At 34.7% G+C, this 21,627-nt stretch carries 15 protein-coding genes, 1 tRNA gene and 1 pseudogene; 4 read left to right on the top strand and 13 right to left on the bottom strand.

Annotation, left to right across the window (positions count from 1 at the left end; translation table 11 throughout):
• Both ENO17_02700 and polA read right to left on the bottom strand, forming a co-directional pair.
• The coding region (locus ENO17_02700; protein ID HER23948.1) for an IS110 family transposase at positions 1-800 on the bottom strand (800 nt) is incomplete at its 3' end.
• Positions 801-1,157: 357 nt separating this feature from the next.
• Positions 1,158-3,824 carry a DNA polymerase I gene (gene polA, locus ENO17_02695; GenBank protein HER23947.1) on the bottom strand — a complete coding sequence of 889 codons (2,667 nt, stop codon included), beginning with the start codon at positions 3,822-3,824 and terminating at the stop codon, positions 1,158-1,160.
• Between the two features lie 76 nt (positions 3,825-3,900).
• On the opposite strand from polA, the gene ENO17_02690 reads away from it, so the two are divergent.
• A tRNA-Leu gene (locus tag ENO17_02690) sits at positions 3,901-3,989 on the top strand.
• An 82-nt stretch (positions 3,990-4,071) separates the two neighbouring features.
• On the opposite strand, the gene ENO17_02685 is transcribed toward ENO17_02690, so the two are convergent.
• From ENO17_02685 to fba, 4 genes and pseudogenes are all read right to left on the bottom strand, one after another.
• A complete protein-coding gene (locus ENO17_02685; GenBank protein ID HER23946.1) occupies positions 4,072-4,293 on the bottom strand; it encodes a hypothetical protein in 222 nt (73 codons plus the stop codon).
• A gap of 36 nt (positions 4,294-4,329) precedes the next feature.
• Entirely contained in the window at positions 4,330-7,818 is a 3,489-nt protein-coding gene (locus ENO17_02680) for a DNA polymerase III subunit alpha (protein HER23945.1), read from the bottom strand.
• A gap of 313 nt (positions 7,819-8,131) precedes the next feature.
• Positions 8,132-9,163 (bottom strand): annotated as a pseudogene (locus ENO17_02675) (ATP-dependent 6-phosphofructokinase).
• 5 nt (positions 9,164-9,168) lie between these two features.
• Positions 9,169-10,035 (bottom strand): class II fructose-1,6-bisphosphate aldolase, encoded by an 867-nt coding sequence (gene fba / locus ENO17_02670; protein ID HER23944.1) that lies wholly within the window; start codon positions 10,033-10,035, stop codon positions 9,169-9,171.
• A gap of 235 nt (positions 10,036-10,270) precedes the next feature.
• Here fba and hflK point away from each other — a divergent pair, with 235 nt between their 5' ends.
• Together hflK and hflC are read left to right on the top strand one after the other, a co-directional pair.
• On the top strand, positions 10,271-11,290 hold the full coding sequence (gene hflK, locus ENO17_02665; protein HER23943.1) for an FtsH protease activity modulator HflK: 1,020 nt from the start codon (positions 10,271-10,273) through the stop codon (positions 11,288-11,290).
• Positions 11,290-12,141 (top strand): protease modulator HflC, encoded by an 852-nt coding sequence (hflC, locus tag ENO17_02660; GenBank protein ID HER23942.1) that lies wholly within the window; start codon positions 11,290-11,292, stop codon positions 12,139-12,141. Before hflK ends, hflC begins: the two co-directional genes overlap by 1 nt.
• Before the next feature lie 153 nt (positions 12,142-12,294).
• Here the strand turns inward: hflC and ENO17_02655 are convergent, their stop codons facing one another.
• Positions 12,295-13,944 (bottom strand): reverse transcriptase-like protein, encoded by a 1,650-nt coding sequence (locus tag ENO17_02655; GenBank protein HER23941.1) that lies wholly within the window; start codon positions 13,942-13,944, stop codon positions 12,295-12,297.
• Positions 13,937-14,431, bottom strand: a complete 495-nt coding sequence (locus ENO17_02650) for a TIGR00725 family protein (GenBank protein HER23940.1) — start codon at positions 14,429-14,431, stop codon at positions 13,937-13,939. Before ENO17_02650 ends, ENO17_02655 begins: the two co-directional genes overlap by 8 nt.
• Positions 14,432-14,843: 412 nt before the next feature.
• Here ENO17_02650 and ENO17_02645 point away from each other — a divergent pair, with 412 nt between their 5' ends.
• Positions 14,844-15,578, top strand: coding sequence for a hypothetical protein (locus ENO17_02645; GenBank protein HER23939.1), 735 nt, complete (start codon positions 14,844-14,846; stop codon positions 15,576-15,578).
• A gap of 21 nt (positions 15,579-15,599) precedes the next feature.
• Here ENO17_02645 and gatB read toward each other — a convergent pair whose 3' ends face one another.
• The 5 genes from gatB to ENO17_02620 form a co-directional block, all read right to left on the bottom strand.
• Positions 15,600-17,045, bottom strand: a complete 1,446-nt coding sequence (gene gatB / locus ENO17_02640; GenBank protein HER23938.1) for an Asp-tRNA(Asn)/Glu-tRNA(Gln) amidotransferase subunit GatB — start codon at positions 17,043-17,045, stop codon at positions 15,600-15,602.
• Positions 17,042-18,532, bottom strand: coding sequence for an Asp-tRNA(Asn)/Glu-tRNA(Gln) amidotransferase subunit GatA (gene gatA / locus ENO17_02635; GenBank protein ID HER23937.1), 1,491 nt, complete (start codon positions 18,530-18,532; stop codon positions 17,042-17,044). Before gatA ends, gatB begins: the two co-directional genes overlap by 4 nt.
• A 36-nt stretch (positions 18,533-18,568) precedes the next feature.
• The gene (gatC, locus tag ENO17_02630; protein HER23936.1) at positions 18,569-18,862 is read right to left on the bottom strand and encodes an Asp-tRNA(Asn)/Glu-tRNA(Gln) amidotransferase subunit GatC; all 294 of its coding nucleotides are present in this window, start codon (positions 18,860-18,862) and stop codon (positions 18,569-18,571) included.
• Between the two features lie 56 nt (positions 18,863-18,918).
• Positions 18,919-20,955 (bottom strand): NAD-dependent DNA ligase LigA, encoded by a 2,037-nt coding sequence (gene ligA, locus ENO17_02625; GenBank protein HER23935.1) that lies wholly within the window; start codon positions 20,953-20,955, stop codon positions 18,919-18,921.
• Between the two features lie 151 nt (positions 20,956-21,106).
• Positions 21,107-21,627: ATP-binding cassette domain-containing protein (locus ENO17_02620; GenBank protein ID HER23934.1), on the bottom strand; the 521-nt coding region annotated here is incomplete at its 5' end.

Raw genomic sequence — 21,627 nt, 5'->3', positions numbered from 1 at the left:
TTTTTAATAGCGCTAAGGGCCGGCATATAGAGCATCTTTCGGATGTGCCGATTGCCATTTTTACTGATCTTGGCTTTACCTTTTACCGAGGTGCCCGATTCTCTTTTGGTAGGATCTAGTCCTACTAAAGCAGTGATCTGAGCCCGGTTCGTACCTTGATAATTAATAAATAATGCAAGCAAGGTAAGGGCTAACTTTTCTCCGACACCGGAGATAGTTAAAAGTCTTTGAAAATCTTTCTGTAGTTTCGGGTGATCCTTGATATGGGTTTTCATATCAGATAAGAGTTTATCCTCTAATCTTTGCGCCCTTTTTAATTCCTGTTTTAATAATTTTGATAGGTCTTTGTCTTGAATGCTATCGAGATGATTGGCAAGTGATACCCGCTGTTTTTGGGCAAACTGATAGCTGGTCAGGTAAGAAGAGAGTATCTTCGCTTCCTGGTTTATGACCGGCACTTGCATCTTCTCTTTAGCAATGAGTTTGCAATAACCGTAGATGGTACGGGCATCGATCTTGTCGGTCTTGGAGCGCTTGCCTAAAGACCTGGCAAAATTGTGACTCTGCTTGGGATTTAAGATAAAAACCTTTATCCGATGATCCGCACAGAATGTTTTGAGATGATCCGAATAGACCCCGGTAGCTTCAAAGATAATGCCTAAATTGTCAAAGGTCTGGTATCTCTTCTTCAGATACCTTTTTAAAGATTTTAAACCTTCCTGGTTTACAAATTCCATATCGTTTTGGCCATCAAATACTGAAAGGGCTTTCTTTGAGACATCAATTCCGATATAATACATGGTAGAAACCTCCTAATTATTTTAGGAGAGTTTGTGTGGGTCGCCCTTCTGTAACTTTACCTTGTGGCAACCCAAGCTGAAATGGGTCTATACCCTTTCGCTTCTGATACTGTCCAAGATTGGAGAAGGGCGGTCCATCTAATTATCGAACTTATCATGAAATATCCATGATGGTTCCAGTCGTTTAGTTGACCTTGCCTACTACAAACTCATCCAGTATCATGGTAACATATTTTATTAATCTATTAGATATTGTTATAGTACAAGTCGTTAGTGAATAGTCGTTAGTTTTAAATTCAAGATACAATATAATATAATTTACCGATTTCTTCTTCACGATATACGATATACCATATACTAATTAAGTTCCGCCCAGTTATTACCGGTCTTCAAATTAACTTTTATGGGAACGGAAAGTTCCAAACTATGTTCCATAATATCTTTAACAGTGCGCTCAACTTGTTCTAATTCTGGCTGGTAAACCTCAAATATTAATTCATCGTGTATTTGCAGTAACAATCTACTTTGAAATTGCTCCTTTTTAAAGGATTCATCGATTTTAATCATGGCTAATTTTATTAAATCAGCTGCGCTTCCTTGAACTGGTGCATTAATAGCAACCCTTTCATTAAATTCTCGTATTTTTCTATCCTGACTATTGATGCCTTCCAAATATCTTCTTCGATTTAATAGAGTTAATACATAGCCCTTCCTTCGAGCTTCTTCTTTCTCCCTTTCAATATATTTTTTAACCCCTTGATATCTTAAAAAATAATTATTAATATACTGTTCGGCTTCTCCCCTCCCTATTCCCAAATTACCTGCTAAACCATAATTGCCCATTCCATACATGATACCAAAATTAATTATCTTGGCCATTCTTCTCATCTCCGGGCTAATTATATTTTGATCAATATTAAATATCCCCGAGGCGGTATGAGCATGAATATCTTCATCATTTTTAAAAGCATCAAGCAAACTTTCATCCTGGGAGAGATGCGCTAAAATACGCAGTTCTATCTGAGAATAATCTGCTGAAAGTAATAAATATCTCTCTTCAGCGATAAAAGCTTTTCTGATTTCTCTTCCCATTTCAGTTCTAATGGGAATATTTTGAAGATTGGGTTCGCTACTGCTTAATCTTCCGGTAGAAGTAACCGTTTGATGAAAAGAGGTATGTATCCTCTTGGTTTTACTATTCACTAAGAAGGGTAATTTGTCGATATAAGTATTTTTTAACTTCTCTAACTCTCTATATTCCAGAATGTAAGACACGACCTTATGTTGAGGAGCCAAGATATTAAGCACGTCCGCATTGGTAGAATAGCCAGTTTTTGTCTTTTTTACTACCGGTAATTTTAATCTTTCGAATAGTATAACACTTAACTGTTTAGGAGAATTGAGATTAAATTTTGTTCCTGATAAATTATAAATAGTATTTTTTAATTCTCCCAGACGTGTATTAACTTGCCGGGAAATCATTTTTAAAAAATAGATATCTACTTTAATACCATCAATTTCCATTTCTCCTAATACTTTTACTAAAGGCATTTCAATTTTTCTGAATAATGAAATTAGGTTCTTTTCTTCCATTTTATCTTCTAAAAGTTCTTGTAATTTCATTATTTTCTGAGCATTTTCACAAGCATCTTCTATCCCTATACTTCCTTTTCCTTTTTTTTCAATTTCTTTTCCTTCTCCAGTGAAATATTTCAAATATTCCCAGAATAAATCCCTTAAACTATAGCTTTCTCTCGAGGGATCTAGTAAGTAAGCAGCAATCATGGTATCAAAATTATTTCCTCCCATTTTGACATCATGCCTACTAAGTACTATAAAATTAAATTTAAGATCATGACTAATTTTAATAATTTTTTGATTCTCGAAGCACGGCCTCAGCTTAGCCAAAACCAACTCGAGTGAAAGCTGGGCGGAACGTTCCATTAAGCTCAGGGCAAATAAGGAGATATAATAATTTTCATTATTTTTAAAACTGAGGGCTATCCCTAAAATGTTTGAGGAAATCGCATGTTCTGAAGAAGTAACCAGATAGAAAGAAAAATATTTTCTTTCGTTAATTTTATTCGCCAATTCTTCTAATTCTACTTTGGTGTTAATCAAATTGAAGGTTAACTTTGTTTTTTCCTGAATAATTTTGGGAGCGATCTTCTTTAGTAGATTTTTGAATTCTAATTTTTTATATATTTTCCACAATTCCGAATAATTTGCAGGTTCAACTTTAAAAGAATCAAAATTGACCTCTATAGGTACTTCGCTTACTATAGTGGCTAACATTTTACTCATCTTGATCTGCTCTTCATATTTCTTTATCTGTTCTCTTAAAGATTTCTTGGATATTTTGTCTACATTACTCAGAATATTTTCTATACTGCCCAATTCTTTGATTAAAGCTACGGCAGTCTTTTCTCCTATACCCGGAACACCCGGGATATTATCAGATATATCTCCTTTTAGCGCTAAAATATCTACCATTTTCTCCGGACTTATTCCATACTTTTTCTTAATACCCTCTTCATCATAAATTTTCACCTCGGTCACTCCCTTAATAGTAGACATGATCTTGGTGTGGGGAGATATAAGCTGGAAAGCATCTTTATCTCCGGTAACAACAATTGTGTTACAATTTCTTTGCTCAGCTTCCTTTGCCAAGGTACCGATTACATCATCTGCTTCATAACCTTCTTTAGAACAGATAGCAATATTATAATTATGGATTATTTCTTTAACTAAAGGTATTTGACTGATTAATTCGTCAGGCATTTTCTTTCGATTAGCCTTATATTCTTTAAACTCCTTGTGTCTAAAAGTGGGAACAGGCGTATCAAAAGTAACTACCATATAATCCGGTTTCTCTTCTTCCAATAATCTGATTAATATCATGGTAAATCCGTATACCGCATTGACTATCTGACCATATGTAGTCGTTAACTGAGGTAAGGCATAAAAAGCACGATAGAGCAAACCTTGACCGTCGATCAAAATAAACTTTTTTCTATTATTCATAACTCTCTCTTTCGTTCACCTTTTTCTTGACAATAAATACTACTTAACCTATAATTTTAAAACAGAGAACCACAATGCCGAAGTGGCGAAATTGGTAGACGCACTGGACTCAAAATCCAGCGAGCCTCAAAGCTCGTGTCGGTTCGACTCCGACCTTCGGCACCACTTTAATTTGTCATTTAGTACCCAGCAAACTAGTTAATTGGTCAATATACCCCTTCCCTAACTAACCATCCATGTGGACAGATTAATCATCATCTAATAAAACATTATTAATCAGAATTTGATTGATTAAATCAACTGCTTCTTGCGTTTCGCATTTAGGTACTAAAATTTCTACATTTCCGTTTAATTCATCTTTTCCCGCTTCTAATTGGTTTAAAATAGTTACAATTCCTTTTTCCTTCAATGTTTTTTCTAAATTTCTGGCTAATAAAATATCCTTAGCAATATAAATAACTTTCCACATTATAAATAAACCCTCTATAGTAATTTTTATTATTCTTTAATATTTTTCTGTCCATATTTTTTCGTCTTCTAAAATAACGCGAAGCTCTTCCATAAATTTATCACCAATGCTCACTGAGTATTTTTTATCTATAGCATGTAATATAGTTTTATCCTGATCCTTAAAATGAAGGACTACCTGGCTTTTTCCCGGATAGGTAAAAAATAATTTTTTCAATTTTTCTAAAAGGTCGGGTTCTTTTTTCCCTGTAGTAATCTCAAGATGAAGTATTTGGGTAAGATTTTGATTCTTTCCTTGTTTTTTGAGAGTAGACCTTTTATCTTCCACATATTTTTCTAAAAGAGATATCTTCTCGGCGATTACTTTGGTCTTTCCTTCCGTAATATCAACATGTCCCTCGGTTATAATAATATCATCCTTTTTTATCGTTTCTTTGCAGGTTTCATAAATCTTAGGGAAAGCGATTATTTCTACCGTACCCTCTAAATCTTCCAGGCCGATAAAAGCCATAAGGTTTCCATTTTTAGTGCTTTTTCTTTTTAAATTATTAACTACTCCTGCTAAAACTACACTACTTTTATCTGAAAAGTTAGCTAATTCGATTGAGGTGCAAGTGATAATTTTCTTTAATCTTTCACTGTAGTCATTTAAAGGATGGTAGGAAATATACAAACCTAACATTTCCTTTTCCATAGCTAAAAGCTCATTCTTAGAAAATTCTGATATATCTGGTAAGTTTTCCTGGGAAAAACGGTTATTTATATCCGAACTGCTTTCTTCAAAAAGATCAAAAATTGAGGTTTGCCCATTTTTCTTAGATTTTTGAAATTCTTGCCCGTTTTTTAATGAATCATCTAAAACGGCTAATAATTGAGATCTTCTTGCACCAATAGAATCGAAAGCACCACATTTTATTAAACTTTCGACCACTCTTTTATTCGCTACTCTTAGATCAACTCTCTGACAAAAATCGAGTAAAGAAATAAAGTTAGAATTTTTTTTGCGTTCATTAATAATGCTTTCTATAGCTTTCTCACCAACATTTTTTACCGCCGCTAATCCAAAACGAATAGCCTTTCCTCCTACTACGGTGAAATTGACCAGACTCTGATTTATATCGGGAGGCAGTATTTTAATATTTGTATTTCGGCATTCTTTAATGTACAAGGCGACTTTATCGTTATTTCCCATAATACTGGTGAGTAAAGAAGCCATATATTCTATGGAATAATGCGTTTTTAAATAAGCAGTCTGATACGAGATAAAGGCATAAGAAACACTGTGAGACTTATTAAATCCGTAACCGGCAAAATAGGCAATCAAATCAAAAATTTCAGCGGCTGTATTTTTTTTAATATTATTTTTCTGAGCCCCTTTTATAAAAAGTTCCCTTTGCTTTTCCATCACTCCTTTCTGTTTTTTTCCCATAGCTTTTCGTAAGATATCTGCTTGCCCCAAACTAAAACCGGCTAACTCACTGGCAATTTTCATCACCTGTTCCTGATAAACGATTACTCCATAAGTTTCCTTTAATATAGATTCTAATTGAGGATGTGAATATTTAATTTCTATCGCTCCCCTTTTCCTATTAATGAAATCCTCGATCATGCCACTTCCCAAAGGGCCAGGTCTATATAATGCCAGTAGGGCAGTAATATCTTCTATATTTTCAGGCTTTAATCTTTTAACTAAATCTCTCATTCCTTCACTCTCTAACTGAAAGATACCGGTACAGCTTCCTTTAGACAACATTTTGTATACTTTTTTATCGTCCAGAGGAATCTTGTTTATATCAACACTCTCTCCTCGAGTATGTTTGATTATTTTTAAGGCATTACTTATAACAGTAAGAGTGCGAAGCCCTAAAAAATCCATCTTTAATAATCCCAGTTCTTCTAATTCAGCCATCGCATATTGGGTGCATATTTCTCCTTCGGCTGTCTTTTGTAAAGGGACATAATCAGTCAGTGGCTTTTGAGAAAGCACTATACCTGCAGCATGAGTAGAAGCATGTCGTGATAAACCTTCTAAAGAGGAAGCTGTCTCAATTAATTTTTTTATCTCCTCATCGTTTTTCATTAACTCCTTGAGCCGGCTCTCCATCTGTAAAGCCTTCTTAATGGTAATATTGAGTTCCCAGGGGATCATTTTAGCAATAGTATCCACTCGAGCATAAGGAATCCCCAGTGCTCTCCCCACATCTCTTACGGCAGCTCTGGCTGCCATAGTGCCAAAAGTAATTATCTGAGCTACTTTATCGTTACCATATTTTTTGGAAACATATTCGATTACTTCTTCTCTTCTTTCATAACAAAAATCAATATCAAAGTCTGGCATATTAATTCTTTCCGGATTTAAAAATCTTTCAAATAGTAATCCGTAAGCCATAGGATCGATATTAGTAATATTTAGGCAGTAGGCGACTAAACTCCCTGCTGCGGAACCTCGGCCAGGCCCCACCATAATCCCCTTTTCTTTGGCATATCTTACAAAGTCCCATACAATTAAAAAATAAGGTTCAAATTCCATCTTTTTAATTATTGAAAGCTCGTACTCCAGCCTCTCTTCCAATAGCCTTGAAACTTCGGAATACCTCTCTTTAAGCCCCTTATAACAAAGTGTTTTTAAATAAGTGTTAATATTGTACTCGGGAGGTACTTTAAATTCAGGTAACTGAGCCTGCCTGAAATCTATTTCTAAATTACATTTCTCGGCAATGCGGAGGGTACTTTCGAGGGCTTGTGGAATATGGGAAAAATTTTCTCCCATTTCCTCCGGAGAGTTAAAATAAAAGGCATCGGTAGCAAATTTTAAACGTTTTGTGTCATTTAAATTAGTAGCTGTTTGGATACAAAGTAAAATTTCATGAGCCCGAGCATCTTGCTTATTTATATAATGGATATCATTGCTCGCCACTAAAGGAATAGAAAGTTCTTTGCCTATTTCAATGAGATTTTTATTTACAATTTCCTGTTCGGGAATCCCATTTTTTTGTAATTCTAAATAAAAATTTTCTTCTCCAAAAATATCTAAAAAATCAAGAGCTACTTCTTTTGCTTTTTTAATATTTTTATGCAAAATACATTGGGATATTTCTCCTTTTAAACAAGCTGAAAGAGCAATTAATCCTTCGCTATTTTCTCTCAATATTTCTTTATCAATTCTCGGTTTATAATAAAAACCCTCCAGGTAAGATAAAGTAACTAACTTTATTAGATTTTTATAGCCTTCATTATTCTTTACTAAGAGTATTAGGTGGTAGGGGGTTTCTTGCCTTTGAGAGGATTTATCAAATCTGCTTCTTGGTGCAACATACATTTCACACCCTATGATAGGTTTTACTCCCTGTCGAATAGCTTCTTTGTAGAACTGTATAGCTCCGTACATAACACCATGATCGGTAATAGCCAAGGCAGGCATCTTAAATTTTTTAGCCTGGGCAACTAATTCCGATATCCGACAGGCTCCATCTAATAGACTATATTCAGTATGAACATGTAGGTGAACAAAGTTTGCATGCCACATCATTGAGGTATAATCCCTCCCTGTAATTTCGTATCTCGCATCGTATGAGCCGTAGTATCTTGTACATAGTAAAATGCAGATTATATAGTGTTAGTGCAATTAGGAAGACCGTATCGAGAAAGAACAGTATAAAGAAAAACAGTACCAAGTATCTAAAATATAGTTTAGAAAGAAACTATTCGTCTGGTAAAACAGTAACGAAGGAATAATTAATAAAGACATCATTAAATTGAAGAAAACATTTTTTGTTTTTTCGGTTATTCTTATCTTTCTGTTTTCTCTTTATTATCTATCCGATACTTGATACAGTTTTTTATTTAAAAAATACTTCTGCTAATTTCCACCATTTTTTATCTACTAATTTCAGTTTGCTTACTGCTTCTTCTAAGGGAACACCGATAACTTCATTTCCTTTTAAAGCAGCCATATAACCATATTTTCCTTCATGAATTAGATTAACGGCAGTTACTCCTGATCGAAGTCCTAAAATTCTATCAAAAACTGTGGGTATTCCGCCTCTTTGCATATGACCAATTACGGAATGCCTTACTTCTAATCCCGTTTTTTCGCAGATTACTTTCTTTAATTGGTTACCTACTCCTCTTTCTTTTAAAATCATATGCCCGAATTGATCCAACTCTTCTTTTTCTCCAGAAGTCCCGGGAAGTATTACTCCTTCTGAAGTAACAACAAGGGCATATCTTTTTCTTACATATACTCTCTGCAATTGTTTACACATTTCATCAATATCTGTTTCGTATTCGGGAATCTAAATCCAATCAGCTCCACCGGCAATTCCGGTAAAGAGTGCAACCCAACCAGCATGTCTCCCCATAACCTCTAAAACCATAACCCGATGATGAGAGCGTCCAGTATCTTCCAAAGATCGTAGAGCTTCTACTGCTCTAGTTACTGAGCTATCAAAGCCGAAAGTATAATCAGTTCCATTTAGATCATTATCCATAGTTTTCGGAGCACCAACTATGTTTATTTTTTCCTCTTTGTATAATTGATTAGCCACTCCTAGAGTATCTTCTCCGCCAGCAGCTATTATAGCATCTAAACCATAATTTTTAATAGTTCTTAAAACGTTTTTTATACCACCTTTTATTTTGTAAGGATTAGTTCGGGATGAACCTAAATAAGTGCCTGCCTTATCTACTAATTCCTCAACATCTGTCAAAGTAATAGGAGAAATCAATCCTTCTAATAAACCTTTCCAGCCATCACGAATACCGAATATTTCGTAATTAAAATCTTTAGCTCTATAAACCGCGCCTCTAATCGTCTGGTTTAATCCACAGCAGTCTCCGCCTCCAGTCAAAATGCCTATTCTTTTTATCATATTCATCACGCCTTTCCGTTACAGCCAAAGACCCTTATTCTATCGCGAATAATCTCTTTAGCTGCATCTTTTGCTGGCCCCAATATTTTGCGAGGATCTATCTGGTCTGGATTTTTTTCCAGTATCTCTTTCATCTTTTTGGTAAAGACCATTCTTATACGGGTATCTATATTTATCTTGCATATCCCGGCTGCAATACCTTTTTTAACCTCATCATCATTCGCTCCGGAGGCTCCATGTAAAACTAAAGGAACCCCGGTTAATTCTCTTATTCTCTCGATTCGAGGAATGTCTAATTTTGCAAAAGGAGTACGGCATCCGTGAATAGTCCCTACTGCAGCAGCAAGAGAATCAATTCCGGTCAACTCCACAAATTTTACAGCTTCCTCCGGAACAGCCATACTTTCTTTTAGTTTCTCTAAAGCCACTCCGGGTTCATCACTATCTCCCATGGTACCTATTTGACCTAATTCTGCTTCTACCGGAATTTCACAAGCATGAGCCATTTCTACTACTTTTTTAGTCATATCAACATTTTCATTGAACGGTAATTTTGATCCATCAAACATTAGAGAGGTAAACCCTGCCCTTAAACATTTTATATTTTGGTAATAATCCGTTCCGTGATCTAAATGCAGCGCAACCGGTATCTTGGCTTTTTCAGCCATTATTTTTACCATAGCTACAATACTGTCTAACCCCGCATATTTTATAGCTCCCTGAGAAGCCTGTAAAATCACCGGTGCATTTTCTTCCTCGGCGGTTTCTACTATTGCTTGAATAATCTCCATGTTGTTAGCATTAAATGCACCAATAGCATATCTTCTTTTCTGAGCATCTTTTAACATTTCTTTAGTCGTTACAAAAGCCATCTTTTTTTCTCCTTTTTTTGTTATTTTTTTTATTTAGGGGATACTGAAAAATTTCGATTTCTTTCAAGTAAGTCTGTTAGTTGTTGAATTTTAACTATTATAACTTGTTTAATTTTTCATTTCAAGGATAATTTAGTAGCGACATAGTATTTCAATATTATTTAATAAATTTGAGAAGTATTGAAATTAATGATATAGTTTTAATAACAAAAATTAAATAAAGGAGGAGATTCTTATGCCTGACTATTATAATGAAGAAAAAGAAAAGATCATTAATCTTGCTGAAAAAATTCCAAAATTTAAATTCTCTATGAAAACATTCGGGATTATTTTAATTTTAGTCGTTGCTCTGTATCTTGCCAGTGGCATTTTTGTAGTTGCTCCGGATGAACAAGGAGTCATTAGAAGATTTGGTAAATTTACTCGTATAGAAAGTCCGGGCCTTAATTACCATTTGCCTTATCCCATAGAAACAGTAGTCACTCCTGCTGTTACTCAAGTAAAAAGAATTGAAATAGGATTCCGTACCCTTAGCTATGGTCCGCCAACTCGATACCAGGATGTTCCCACCGAAGCACTGATGTTGACCGGAGATGAAAACATTGTTAGTGCAGATGTTATTGTACAATATAAAATTAAAGACGCGGTGAATTATCTCTTTAATATTATTCTTCCTGAAGAGACAGTCAAAAATGCTGCTGAAGCCGCTTTAAGACAAGTAATTGGAGAAAGAAAAATTGATGAAGCACTTACTGTGGGAAAATATGAAATTCAAGAGGAAACAAAAAAATTACTGCAAGAACTTTTAGATTCTTATCAATCAGGAATCCTTATAGTTGCGGTTCAACTACAAGATGTTAACCCTCCCAAGGAAGTTCAAGAAGCCTTTAAAGATGTAGCCAGCGCCAAAGAGGATAAAAGTAAGTATATAAATCAAGCCCAAGGGTATAAAAATGATGTAATTCCCAAAGCCCGGGGAGAAGCAGTAAAAATTAGTAAAGAAGCTGAAGGTTACAAGATTGAGAGAATAAAAAAAGCGGAGGGCGATGTAGCTAAATTCAATAGTATTTTTATCGAATATAAGAAAAGTCCATCAATAACTCAAGCCCGACTTTATCTGGAAACCATGGAAGAAATTTTACCGAACATGAACAAAGTAATCGTTGACTTAAAAGAAAATCAATCTCTATTAAATTTATTACCCTTAGGTAATTCAAGTATTCTAACTACTCCCTCCCAGGAGGTGACCAAGTAATGAAAAAAGGAACGATATTAATAATAATTTTGGTAGTGCTCTTATTTTTAGCAAATTTAAGCTTGTTTATTGTTGACGAAACTAAACAGGCAATTGTTTTACAATTTGGTAAACCGATAAGAGCGATTAAAGATGCCGGCCTGCACTGGAAACTTCCTTTCATACAAAATGTAGTATTTTTTGAAGACAGGTTATTAGCCTATGATGCTGCTCCTACTGAAATCATTACTAAGGACAAAAAGACCCTGATTGTGGATAATTATGCTCGCTGGAAAATTATTAATCCTTTGACATTTTTGCAAACTGTGCGAGATTTAAATGGTGCCCAGGCAAGATTGGATGACATCATTTACTCCGAATTAAGAGTAGATTTAGGTTTATTTGATATGAGTGAAATAGTCTCAGAAAAAAGAGAAGGAGTTATGAAAAGAGTCACTGAGGTAAGCAATGAAAAAGCCAATACCTATGGCATAGGAATTTTAGACGTAAGGATTAAAAGGGTAGATTTACCTCCGGAAAACGAAAAATATATTTTTGATAGAATGAAAGCGGAACGAGAGCGGATTGCCAAACAATATCGTGCGGAAGGGCAAGAAGAATCAGCTAAAATTATTGCCGAAACGGAAAGAGAGAAAACAGTTATTTTGGCGGAAGCTTATAAAACTGCTCAAACCTTGAAAGGTGAAGGAGAAGCAGAGGCAGTAAGAATCTATGCTGAGAGTTTCAATCAAGACCCCGAATTTTACAAATTTTTTAGGACTTTAGAATCATATAAGCTAACCTTTAAAGATAAAACTACGGTCTTGCTTTCTACTGATTCTGAATTTTTGAAATATTTGACCAAGCCCTGAAAATACAGTATCGAGTATATAGTATAAAGTATATAGTAAAGAGAAAAATGAAAGAAAAGAATGACTAAAAAAATAAAATATTTTCAAGATTTGAGAATCTGACAAATTTATCTTAATTATTTACTCAATACTATATACTCGATACTGACTATATCAATATCCTAATTCTGGATCTATTATACTTTCCGGTTCTTCTCCATAATATATTTTTACTATATTATCAAAAACAGATTTAATATTTTCTTTTAATGCCTTGTCGGTATATCCTGCGGTATGGGGACTCATCACCAGATTGGTTAATTTATTAAAATCATATTTACTTGGTTGTACTTCTCTTAGTTCCAAAGAAGGATATTGATACCAAGTATCTATTGCTGCTCCAGCAAGATTACCATTTTGTAATGATTCAAATAAAGCCTCCTCATTTATTACCTCTCCTCGGGAAACGTTTATAAGATATTTCCCCTCCATTAATTGTAATTCTTTCTTTCCAACTAATCCCCTGGTTTCATTCGTCAGGGGAACTGTTATAACAATAAAATGCGATTCCTTAATCACTTTCTCTAAATCTTCTTTTTCTCCTAGAAATTCCAGAATATTTTTCTTTTCTGAATCCTTCTTCTCTATTTTTCTTTTCAGAGCAAAAACCTTCATGCCTAAACCATAACCCATTTTAGCAATTTCCCATCCGATTGAACCTAAGCCTATTATTCCCAAACTTTTCCCCGAAAGCTGAACTGTAGGTTCTTGGGTAGAAAATCCATGCCACCTACCTATCCTTAAATCTCTGTCATTGATAACAATGTTTTTAGCCAGAGCTAAAATAAGAGCAAAGGCATGTTCGGTGACTGCTTCTTTATTGGTATGGATATTACAAATAAATATATTCCGATAGTTCTTATAGAGATTAAAATCTAATTTATCTACTCCTGCAAAAGGAATTTGAATTAATTTTAACTTCTTAGCCTGGTCAAGGTCTTCTTTACTAAAATTGCCTCCTATAATCGCTTCAACCTCTTTAAGGTATTTTTTTATACTTACCCTATCCTCTTTTTTCGGGATAATAAACTCACAATTAAGTTTTGCTTTTTTATTTAATTCTTTAAAAGCTTCTTCCCATTCTTGAGGATGTACCATCTTGCTTAATACCAATATTTTCATTTTTGGTCTGCTCTTGGTCTCTCTTTTGCTTGCCGACTGGTGCAAAAAGCTCCGAACTGCCATAATATGCTTACATTCGAGATTCAATTTTCGTGCTCTGCTTAAAAAATCTACACATTCACATAGAGGGATATTTATATCAACCTTATAATACTTTCCCGGTTTAGAACTGCTAACCAAAAAATAACCACCTTTTTGTTCGACCTTTAATTCTTGAGCAGCTCTTTCTCTTTTAGCAATCTCTTCTTCGGTCAATGCTCTTTTTGCCAAACTATCAGCCTGGGTGTTATCATCTCTTTTATTCCAAATGAAATTTACTTTTCCCGGAATGGATCGAACAATTTCTTCTACCTGATTATATAGGGGGATAATTCCTGTATTTTTAACTTTGTATTTTTTATTTAACTGTTTTACCAATAGTTGGCTATCGCAATATATATCTATTTTCTCGGCACCGAGCTTTTTTATTTCTTCCAATCCCCTAATTAAAGCTCTATATTCAGCAATATTGTTAGTTCCGTAACCAATAGCCTCACTTATTTTACTCAGTAATTCTCCGTCTTTATAAATCACTATCCCGATAGCCATATTTCCTGGATTGGGATAACAGGCTCCATCTATCCTCATTAATATCTTAGACATATCTTCTATCTCCCCTATTGCCACCACTGCTTAATATTTTTTTAATTAAACCTATCACTTCTTCAGGCTCTTTAGCATAGATCAATTGTTTCGACTCTTCATATTCTTTAAACAAAGTCCCCAAATCAAAATTTAAGGAGATCACTTTTTTCCCAATATTTAGAGCTAATGCAATTTCTGAAATAGTTCCTGTTCTTCCGGAAAGAGCCACTATTACTTCGCTGGTTAATACATTGATGTAATTCCGGGCAAAACCTATACCACTTAATATGGGAATATCGATATACTTAGAAGCCCAGGTCGGATCATTCCCGGGTAAAATACCGATAGTTAACCCACCGCTTTCTTTGGCCCCTCGGGCTGAGGCTTCCATAATTCCGGAAGCTCTTCCCCCATTTAGCAGAACCCATCCTTCTTGGGCAATGAGGACACCCAAGCGTCGGGCATCTTCATAATCAGCGGCATTAACAATTTCTCCCCCGCCCATGACTCCGATAATAATTTTTCTGATAATAATCCCCTTCTCTCTTTTTTTTGATTTAATAGGTTATGATTTAACCAATTCCCCATAATTATTTTTCAAATGGAATGAAAAGGTGACACAACCCCCCTGTTTGTAGTAAAATATTAACGGTAACATTATATATTAAAATATTTTTTTTGTCATGTTGATTAATAAATAGTGAATAGTCGTTAGTGAATAGTGAATGATAAAGAAATGAAAATAGGAAGATAGGATATAGAAATCAGAACAGCAATAAGTATCTCGTAATCGTATCTCGCAAAGATAAAAGATAATATATAACAGAAATTATGGAAAATTCTTATAGCATATTTCGTATTGGATAAAGAAATAAAAAAAGAATTAAATATTTTTTCGAATTAGATAGGAGCTCAAAATGAATATGAATGAGAAAATAAGGTATGTTTTTGAACATACAGAGATACTAAGAAGGCCAAAACAGCTGATATCTACTTTTGGTTCTTCGATTATTCATTATTATGTTCTGACTGAACCGGTCTATTCTGAATTTACCAAAGATAATTTAGAAACAGTAGTCCGGGAAGGAAAAGTAAGCTGGTACCAACCTAAGTTACTAACTCCTTCCTATATGTTTAGAATAGAAGGATTTAGTGGTGAAGCAAAAAAAGCCTTTGAAATACTGGCCAGTCAATATCCTGATTTGGCTGGAATTCTATATAAATTTAAAGTCAACAAAGAACTTGACGAAATGAATTTCGTTTCCGGTCCTTTAGTGGCTGTAGCAGAAAATATTAATCATGAAATTAATAAAAAGGGAGACTCCCTTTGTGCTGTTATTAAGGGGGTAGCCGGCCTATGGGATGTATCTCTTTCGAAGTTTATTTTAGATATGATGGCGAGAAGTGTAACTACCGCTCAGGTACCTGATTTTAGAAGAAAAGGGTATATAGGAATAAACCATATGGGGCAAGCTGTTGTCTCCAAAGATAGATATGGTATCCCGGTTGCTGCCCGAGAGGAAATAGAATTTTTATTTAAGTTAGTGGAACAAGGAGAATTAAAGCCGGTAGAATTAAAAGAAGAACTGGATAATTGGGGAATATTTGAACAATATCAGGATAGATTTTTCAATCTTTTTAAAAAGAAATAATCACAAACAACCTTATAATCTTTATTTTAATCTCTGTTTTAGGGTATTAAAGACAAAATCGGGTTTTGCTCTTCCTTTTGTATAACGCATAGCCTGTCCTACTAAATAATGTAAGGCTTTTTCTTTCCCTTGATTAAAATCTTCTATTGATTCAGGATTTTCCCTAATTACCCTGTCTATTACTTCAGATAATTCATTTTTATCGGTGATCTGGATTATTCCGCTTTCTTTTACGATTTTGGAGGCATTTTCCCCGGTTTTGAACATTTTTTCAAATATTCCCTTCGCCATCTTTCCGCTAATTACTTTTTCATCGATTAATTTCAACATCCCCACTAATTTTTCCGGAGAAATAGGAGAATCCTCTATCTCTATTTTATTTTCATTCAAATAATGTATTAATTCCCCCATAATCCAGTTACTTAGAACTTTACTATTAGAATATAATGAAGCAGCCTTATCAAAAAAATCTCCCAACGCTTTACTCGAAATGAGTATTTCAGCGTCGTATGTTGGAATTTGGTAATCTTTAATGAATCTCTCTCTTCTCACTTCAGGTAATTCAGGAAGATTTTTTCTGATCTCATCAGTCATTTTTGAATCTAATTTAAGCGGCAGGAGATCCGGTTCAGGGAAATAACGATAATCATGAGCTTCTTCTTTACTCCGCATTGAGACCGTAACATTCTTTGATTCATCCCAGTGTCTGGTTTCCTGAATAATCTCTATTCCCTCTTTCAAGAGCATCTTTTGGCGATCTACTTCAAATTGCAAGGCTTTTTTAACTGCCTTAAAGGAATTCATATTCTTTATTTCTACTTTGGTACCCAAAGTAGTTGATTTTGTATTTCTTAGAGAAATATTTGCATCGCAACGCATCGATCCTTTTTCCATGTTTCCATCGCATACTCCTAAATGTTGGACCATACTTCTTAATTGTATCAAGAAAATTCGAGCTTCTTCGGGAGAACGAAAGTCAGGTTCTGTTACAATCTCAGCCAAAGGTATCCCACAACGGTTATAGTCTACCAGAGAGTAAGAGGAAGAAGTAATATCTCCCTCGTGAACTAGTTTTCCGGCGTCTTCTTCTATATGAACTCGAGTAATACCAATTCTGCTACTTTCTCTGCTTTTAGGGAGAAATATATCCATATATCCATTTCTACCCAAAGGAAGATCATATTGAGATATCTGATAAGCTTTGGGTAAATCGGGGTAAAAATAATTTTTACGGTGAAATCTGCTAATTTGATTTATTTCACAATTTAAAGCCACGGCTGTTCTGACCGCAAATTCTAATACTTTTTTATTCAGTACGGGAAGTGAACCGGGTAAACCCAAACATACCGGACAAATATTGGTATTGGGATCTTTTCCAATGTAATCAGTACTGCAATGACAGAACATTTTTGCTTTAGTCATCAATTGAATATGGATCTCTAAACCGATTACTATCTCTTCTTTCATTCTTTTATCTCCTTATGTTCTGCCAGTTTCATCAATGGCTTCTTCTTTTCTACCCTATTATTTTGTTCAAAATTGAAGGCTGCTCGAAGTAGAGTCTCTTCACTAAAATATCCGCCGATAATTTGTAAGCCTATAGGCAGATTACTTTTACTGTATCCACAATTAAGAGAAATTGCGGGTATACCGGCTAAATTAATAGGAAGGGTAAAAATATCAGATAAATACATGGTTAAGGGATCTGATACCTTTTCATTCAACTTAAAAGCAGGGGTAGGTGAAGTCGGAGTAATAAGAATATCGAATTGATTAAATGCTCTATCAAAATCTTCTTTTATTAGAGTACGCACCTTCTGCGCTTTCAAATAATAAGCATCATAATAACCCGAACTCAAGGCATAGGTACCTAACATAATTCTCCTTTTTACTTCACTTCCAAAACCTTTACTTCTGGTTTTCTGATACATAGAAGATAAATCTTCATATTCTTCTGCTCTATAACCATATTGCACTCCATCATACCGCGCTAAATTTGAGCTCGCTTCTGCTGTGGCAATTAAATAATAGGTAGGCAGGGAATATTCAGTGTGAGGTAATGACACTTCTTCAATATTTGCTCCCAATTTCTCAAATATTTTCAAAGCTTTATCCAATGCAGCCTTTATTTCCGGGTCTATTCCTTCTATAAAATATTCCTTCGGAATACCTATTTTCAAATCCTTTATTCCTTCCTGACAAGATTTTAAATAATCAGGAACTTCTAAATTTGCGGAAGTAGAATCTCTGCGGTCATGGCCGGCAATAATTTTCATTAGCAGAGCACAATCGGTCACATCTTTGGTAATAGGCCCTATTTGATCTAAAGATGAGGCGTAAGCAATCAAACCATACCTAGAGACTCTTCCGTAAGTTGGTTTTAACCCCACTATTCCGCAGAAAGATGCCGGTTGCCGAATGGAACCTCCCGTATCCGTACCCAAAGCAACCAAGGTCTCATCGGCAGCTACTGCCACAGTTGAACCGCCACTTGAACCACCGGGAACTCTTTCCAAATCCCAGGGATTATAGGTGGGGCCAAAAGCAGAATTTTCATTGGATGAACCCATAGCAAACTCATCCATATTGGTTTTTCCTATTATTATTGCTCCCGCCTTCTTTAATTTAGTTATTACGGTAGCATTGTAGGGTGGGATGAAACCTTTAAGTATTCTGGAACCGCAAGTGGTCTCTATTCCTCGAGTAGTTATAATATCCTTAACGGCAACAGCTACACCAGCCAAAGGAGGAAGTGTTTCTCCCTTTTTCACTTTTCGATCTATTTCCTCAGCTTGTTTTAAGGCTTCTTCTCGATTAGTAACAAGAAATGCTTTGATTAGATTATCTACTTTATCTATCTGATTAAAAATATCTCGTATGACTTCATAAGCAGTTATTTTCTTTTGTTTAATTAAATCTACAGCTTCGCGAGCAGTTAATTGGTTAAAGGTCAACTACTATTCCTCCTTTTACTTTACTCAAATTACAGCTTATATTATTCTTGGTACTTTGAAATAACCTTCTTTAACATATTGGCTATTGGAAAGGACTTCATCTTGCGATAAAGAAGGTTCAATCTTGTCCTCATTTAGCAGGTTGGGCATGGAGATAATATAAGCAGTAGGCTTAATTCTTTCAGTATCGAGTTCATTTAATTTTTTGAAATAGTCTAAAATGGAATTTAATTGAGAAGTAAATTCTTCTTTTTCTTCTTCATTAAACTCTAATTTAGCTAATCTAGCAACATATTCTACTTCTTTTTTAGTGATTATTTTTTCAGCCATAATATCCTCCATGAATTTAGTTAATTGGTTTAAATAATAAAATACAAATTTGATAACTAGCTAACTGTTTTATTGATTATTTTTTTAAATTCCTCTTCATTCATTATATGTACCCCTAATTCTTGTGCTTTTTGATATTTTGATCCCGGTTCTAAGCCGGCAATTACATAATCCGTTTTTTTAGTCACACTACCGGTGACTCTACCTCCCAATTTACTGATTATTTCTTGCGCCTGGCTACGGGTAAAATCTTTTAAAGTACCGGTTAAGACAAACTGCTTACCGGTTAATATCCGAGCTCCTTTTTCTTCACTTGTTTTCTCTTCTTCTTGCTTAAAATTTAAACCAGCACTTCTTAACCTTTGAATAATTGCTATATTTTTCTTCTCTTTAAAGAAAAGAATGATACTTTCTGCAATCTTGGGGCCAATTTCATTAATTTCAATTAATTCTTCTAATTTAGCTTTTCCCAATTTATCCAAGGTAGAATAATATCTGGTAATAACTTCTGACGTATGGTCTCCCACATAACGTATACCTAAACCATAGATTAAGTTACCTAAAGATTTTTCTTTACTCTTTTCAATAGCATCTAATAAATTATCAACAGATTTCTCACCCATCCGCTCAAGAGAAAGCAAATCACTCCTTTTCAAAAAATACAAATCTGAAATATTTTTAATGAAGCTCTTCTCTACTAATTGATCAATTATTGCCGGTCCTAAGCCCTCAATATCCATAGCATTTCGGGAGGCAAAATGCCTGATCCTTTCTTTTATTTGAGCGGAACAGCCAAGACTATTACATCGAGAAGCCACTTCATTTTCCAACCTAAAAACCTTTGCACCACATACCGGACATTGTTGGGGCATAATAAATTCTCTTTCCTTGCCCGTTCTCTTCTCTTTTATTACTTTAACTACTTCCGGAATAACTTCTCCGGCTTTTTGAATCAAGACAACATCTCCGATTCGAATATCCTTCCTTTTAATTTCATCTTCGTTATGCAGAGTTGCTCTCTGCACTATCGAGCCGGATATCCTAACCGGATTTAGTATGGCTACCGGAGTCAGCGTTCCCGTTCTCCCTACTTGAACCACAATATCCTGGATTTTTGTCGATAATTGTTGGGCAGGAAACTTATAGGCAATAGCCCAACGAGGACTTCGGGTAGTTGAGCCTAACTCTTCTCTTATTTTCAAGGAATTAACCTTAATGACCATCCCATCAATCTCATAATCCAACTCTTCTTTCTTTTCTATCCATTCCTGGCAGTAATTAATAGCTTCCCCTATATCTTGACAAAGTTTTATATGAGGATTGACTTTAAATCCGATCTTTTTTAGATAATCCAAAATTTCTATATGGGTCTTGAATTTATTTTCCTGGGAAAAAGTTATTCTGTAAATAAAAGTATCTAAGTGTCTTTGAGCGGTGATTCGAGGATCAAGCTGCCTGGCTGAACCAGCTGCAGCGTTTCTCGGGTTAGCAAAAAGATTCTCTCCTTTTTTCATTCGTTCTTCATTTAATTTCTTAAAATCACTCTTTTTCATGTATACTTCACCATAAACTTCAATGCGAGAGGACATATCTTTACCAAACAATTTCAAAGGAATGGTCTTTATGCTTCTAAGATTGTAAGTAATATCTTCTCCTATTGCTCCATCTCCTCGGGTTGCTCCTCTTATAAAGATACCGTTTTCGTAGACTAAAGCAACAGCCAGTCCGTCAATCTTCAGTTCTACTACATAATTAATCTTTTGTGAAACTAACTTTTTTATTCTCTGATCAAAAGCTCGCAGCTCTTCAGTTGAAAAGGCATTCGCCAGGCTTAACATGGGAGCAATATGTTTTACTGTGCTAAATTGAGAAACTGGCTCTACACCCACTCTCTGAGTGGGAGAATAGACGTTAACATATTGGGGGTATTTTTCTTCTAATTCTATTAAATCCCTCATGAATCGATCATATTCAGCATCTGAAACAGTTGGATCATCCAAAACATAATAGCGATAATTATGATGCCTAATCTTTTCTCGTAATTCTTCTATTTTTTTTATGATATTAGTTTGATCATTAGAACGATAGACCATTTTTTCCCCTAATCATTTGATCTTGATTGTTCTTTAAGAATTGTCTGATTTCGGTGTTGTTACCATTAAGTATAACTAAAAGATTGTTGAAGCACAACTAGCTTATTCTTATCGTATTTATTCTTGTAGATTGCTTTAAGAAAAACAATTTTCATTCTATTTCATCCGGTATAAAACCTTTGAATTGAGCATGGTATAGCTTGCCATATAATCCTTTCCTGGCTATAAGCTCATCGTGATTACCTTTTTCTTTTATTCCCTGATCAGTTAAAACCACTATCTGGTTAGCATTTTTAATAGTAGACAACCGGTGAGCAATTACCAACACCGTTCTACCGATAGTTAATTCTTTTAAAGCTTGTTGTATTACAATTTCAGCTTCACTATCTAAAGCCGAGGTAGCTTCATCCAGAATAAGTATAGCAGGATCTTTTAAAAATGCTCTGGCGAGTGATATTCTTTGTTTTTGACCACCGGAAAGTGTTATTCCCTTTTCTCCAATATAACTATCATATCCTTCAGGCAAACCCATAATAAAATCGTGAATATTGGCATTTTTAGCCGCTTCTATAATTTCTTTATCCTCAGAGTTAGGCTTTCCATATAATATATTTTCCTTTATTGAACCGGTAAATAAAAAGACATCCTGTTGAACCATACCAATATTTTCTC

This window comes from Candidatus Atribacteria bacterium, from assembly GCA_011056645.1.
GTDB lineage: Bacteria > Atribacterota > Phoenicimicrobiia > Phoenicimicrobiales > Phoenicimicrobiaceae > Sediminicultor > Sediminicultor quartus.
Note: the sequence above shows the minus strand (reverse complement) of the source record. Positions and strands in the feature narration are given on the sequence as shown.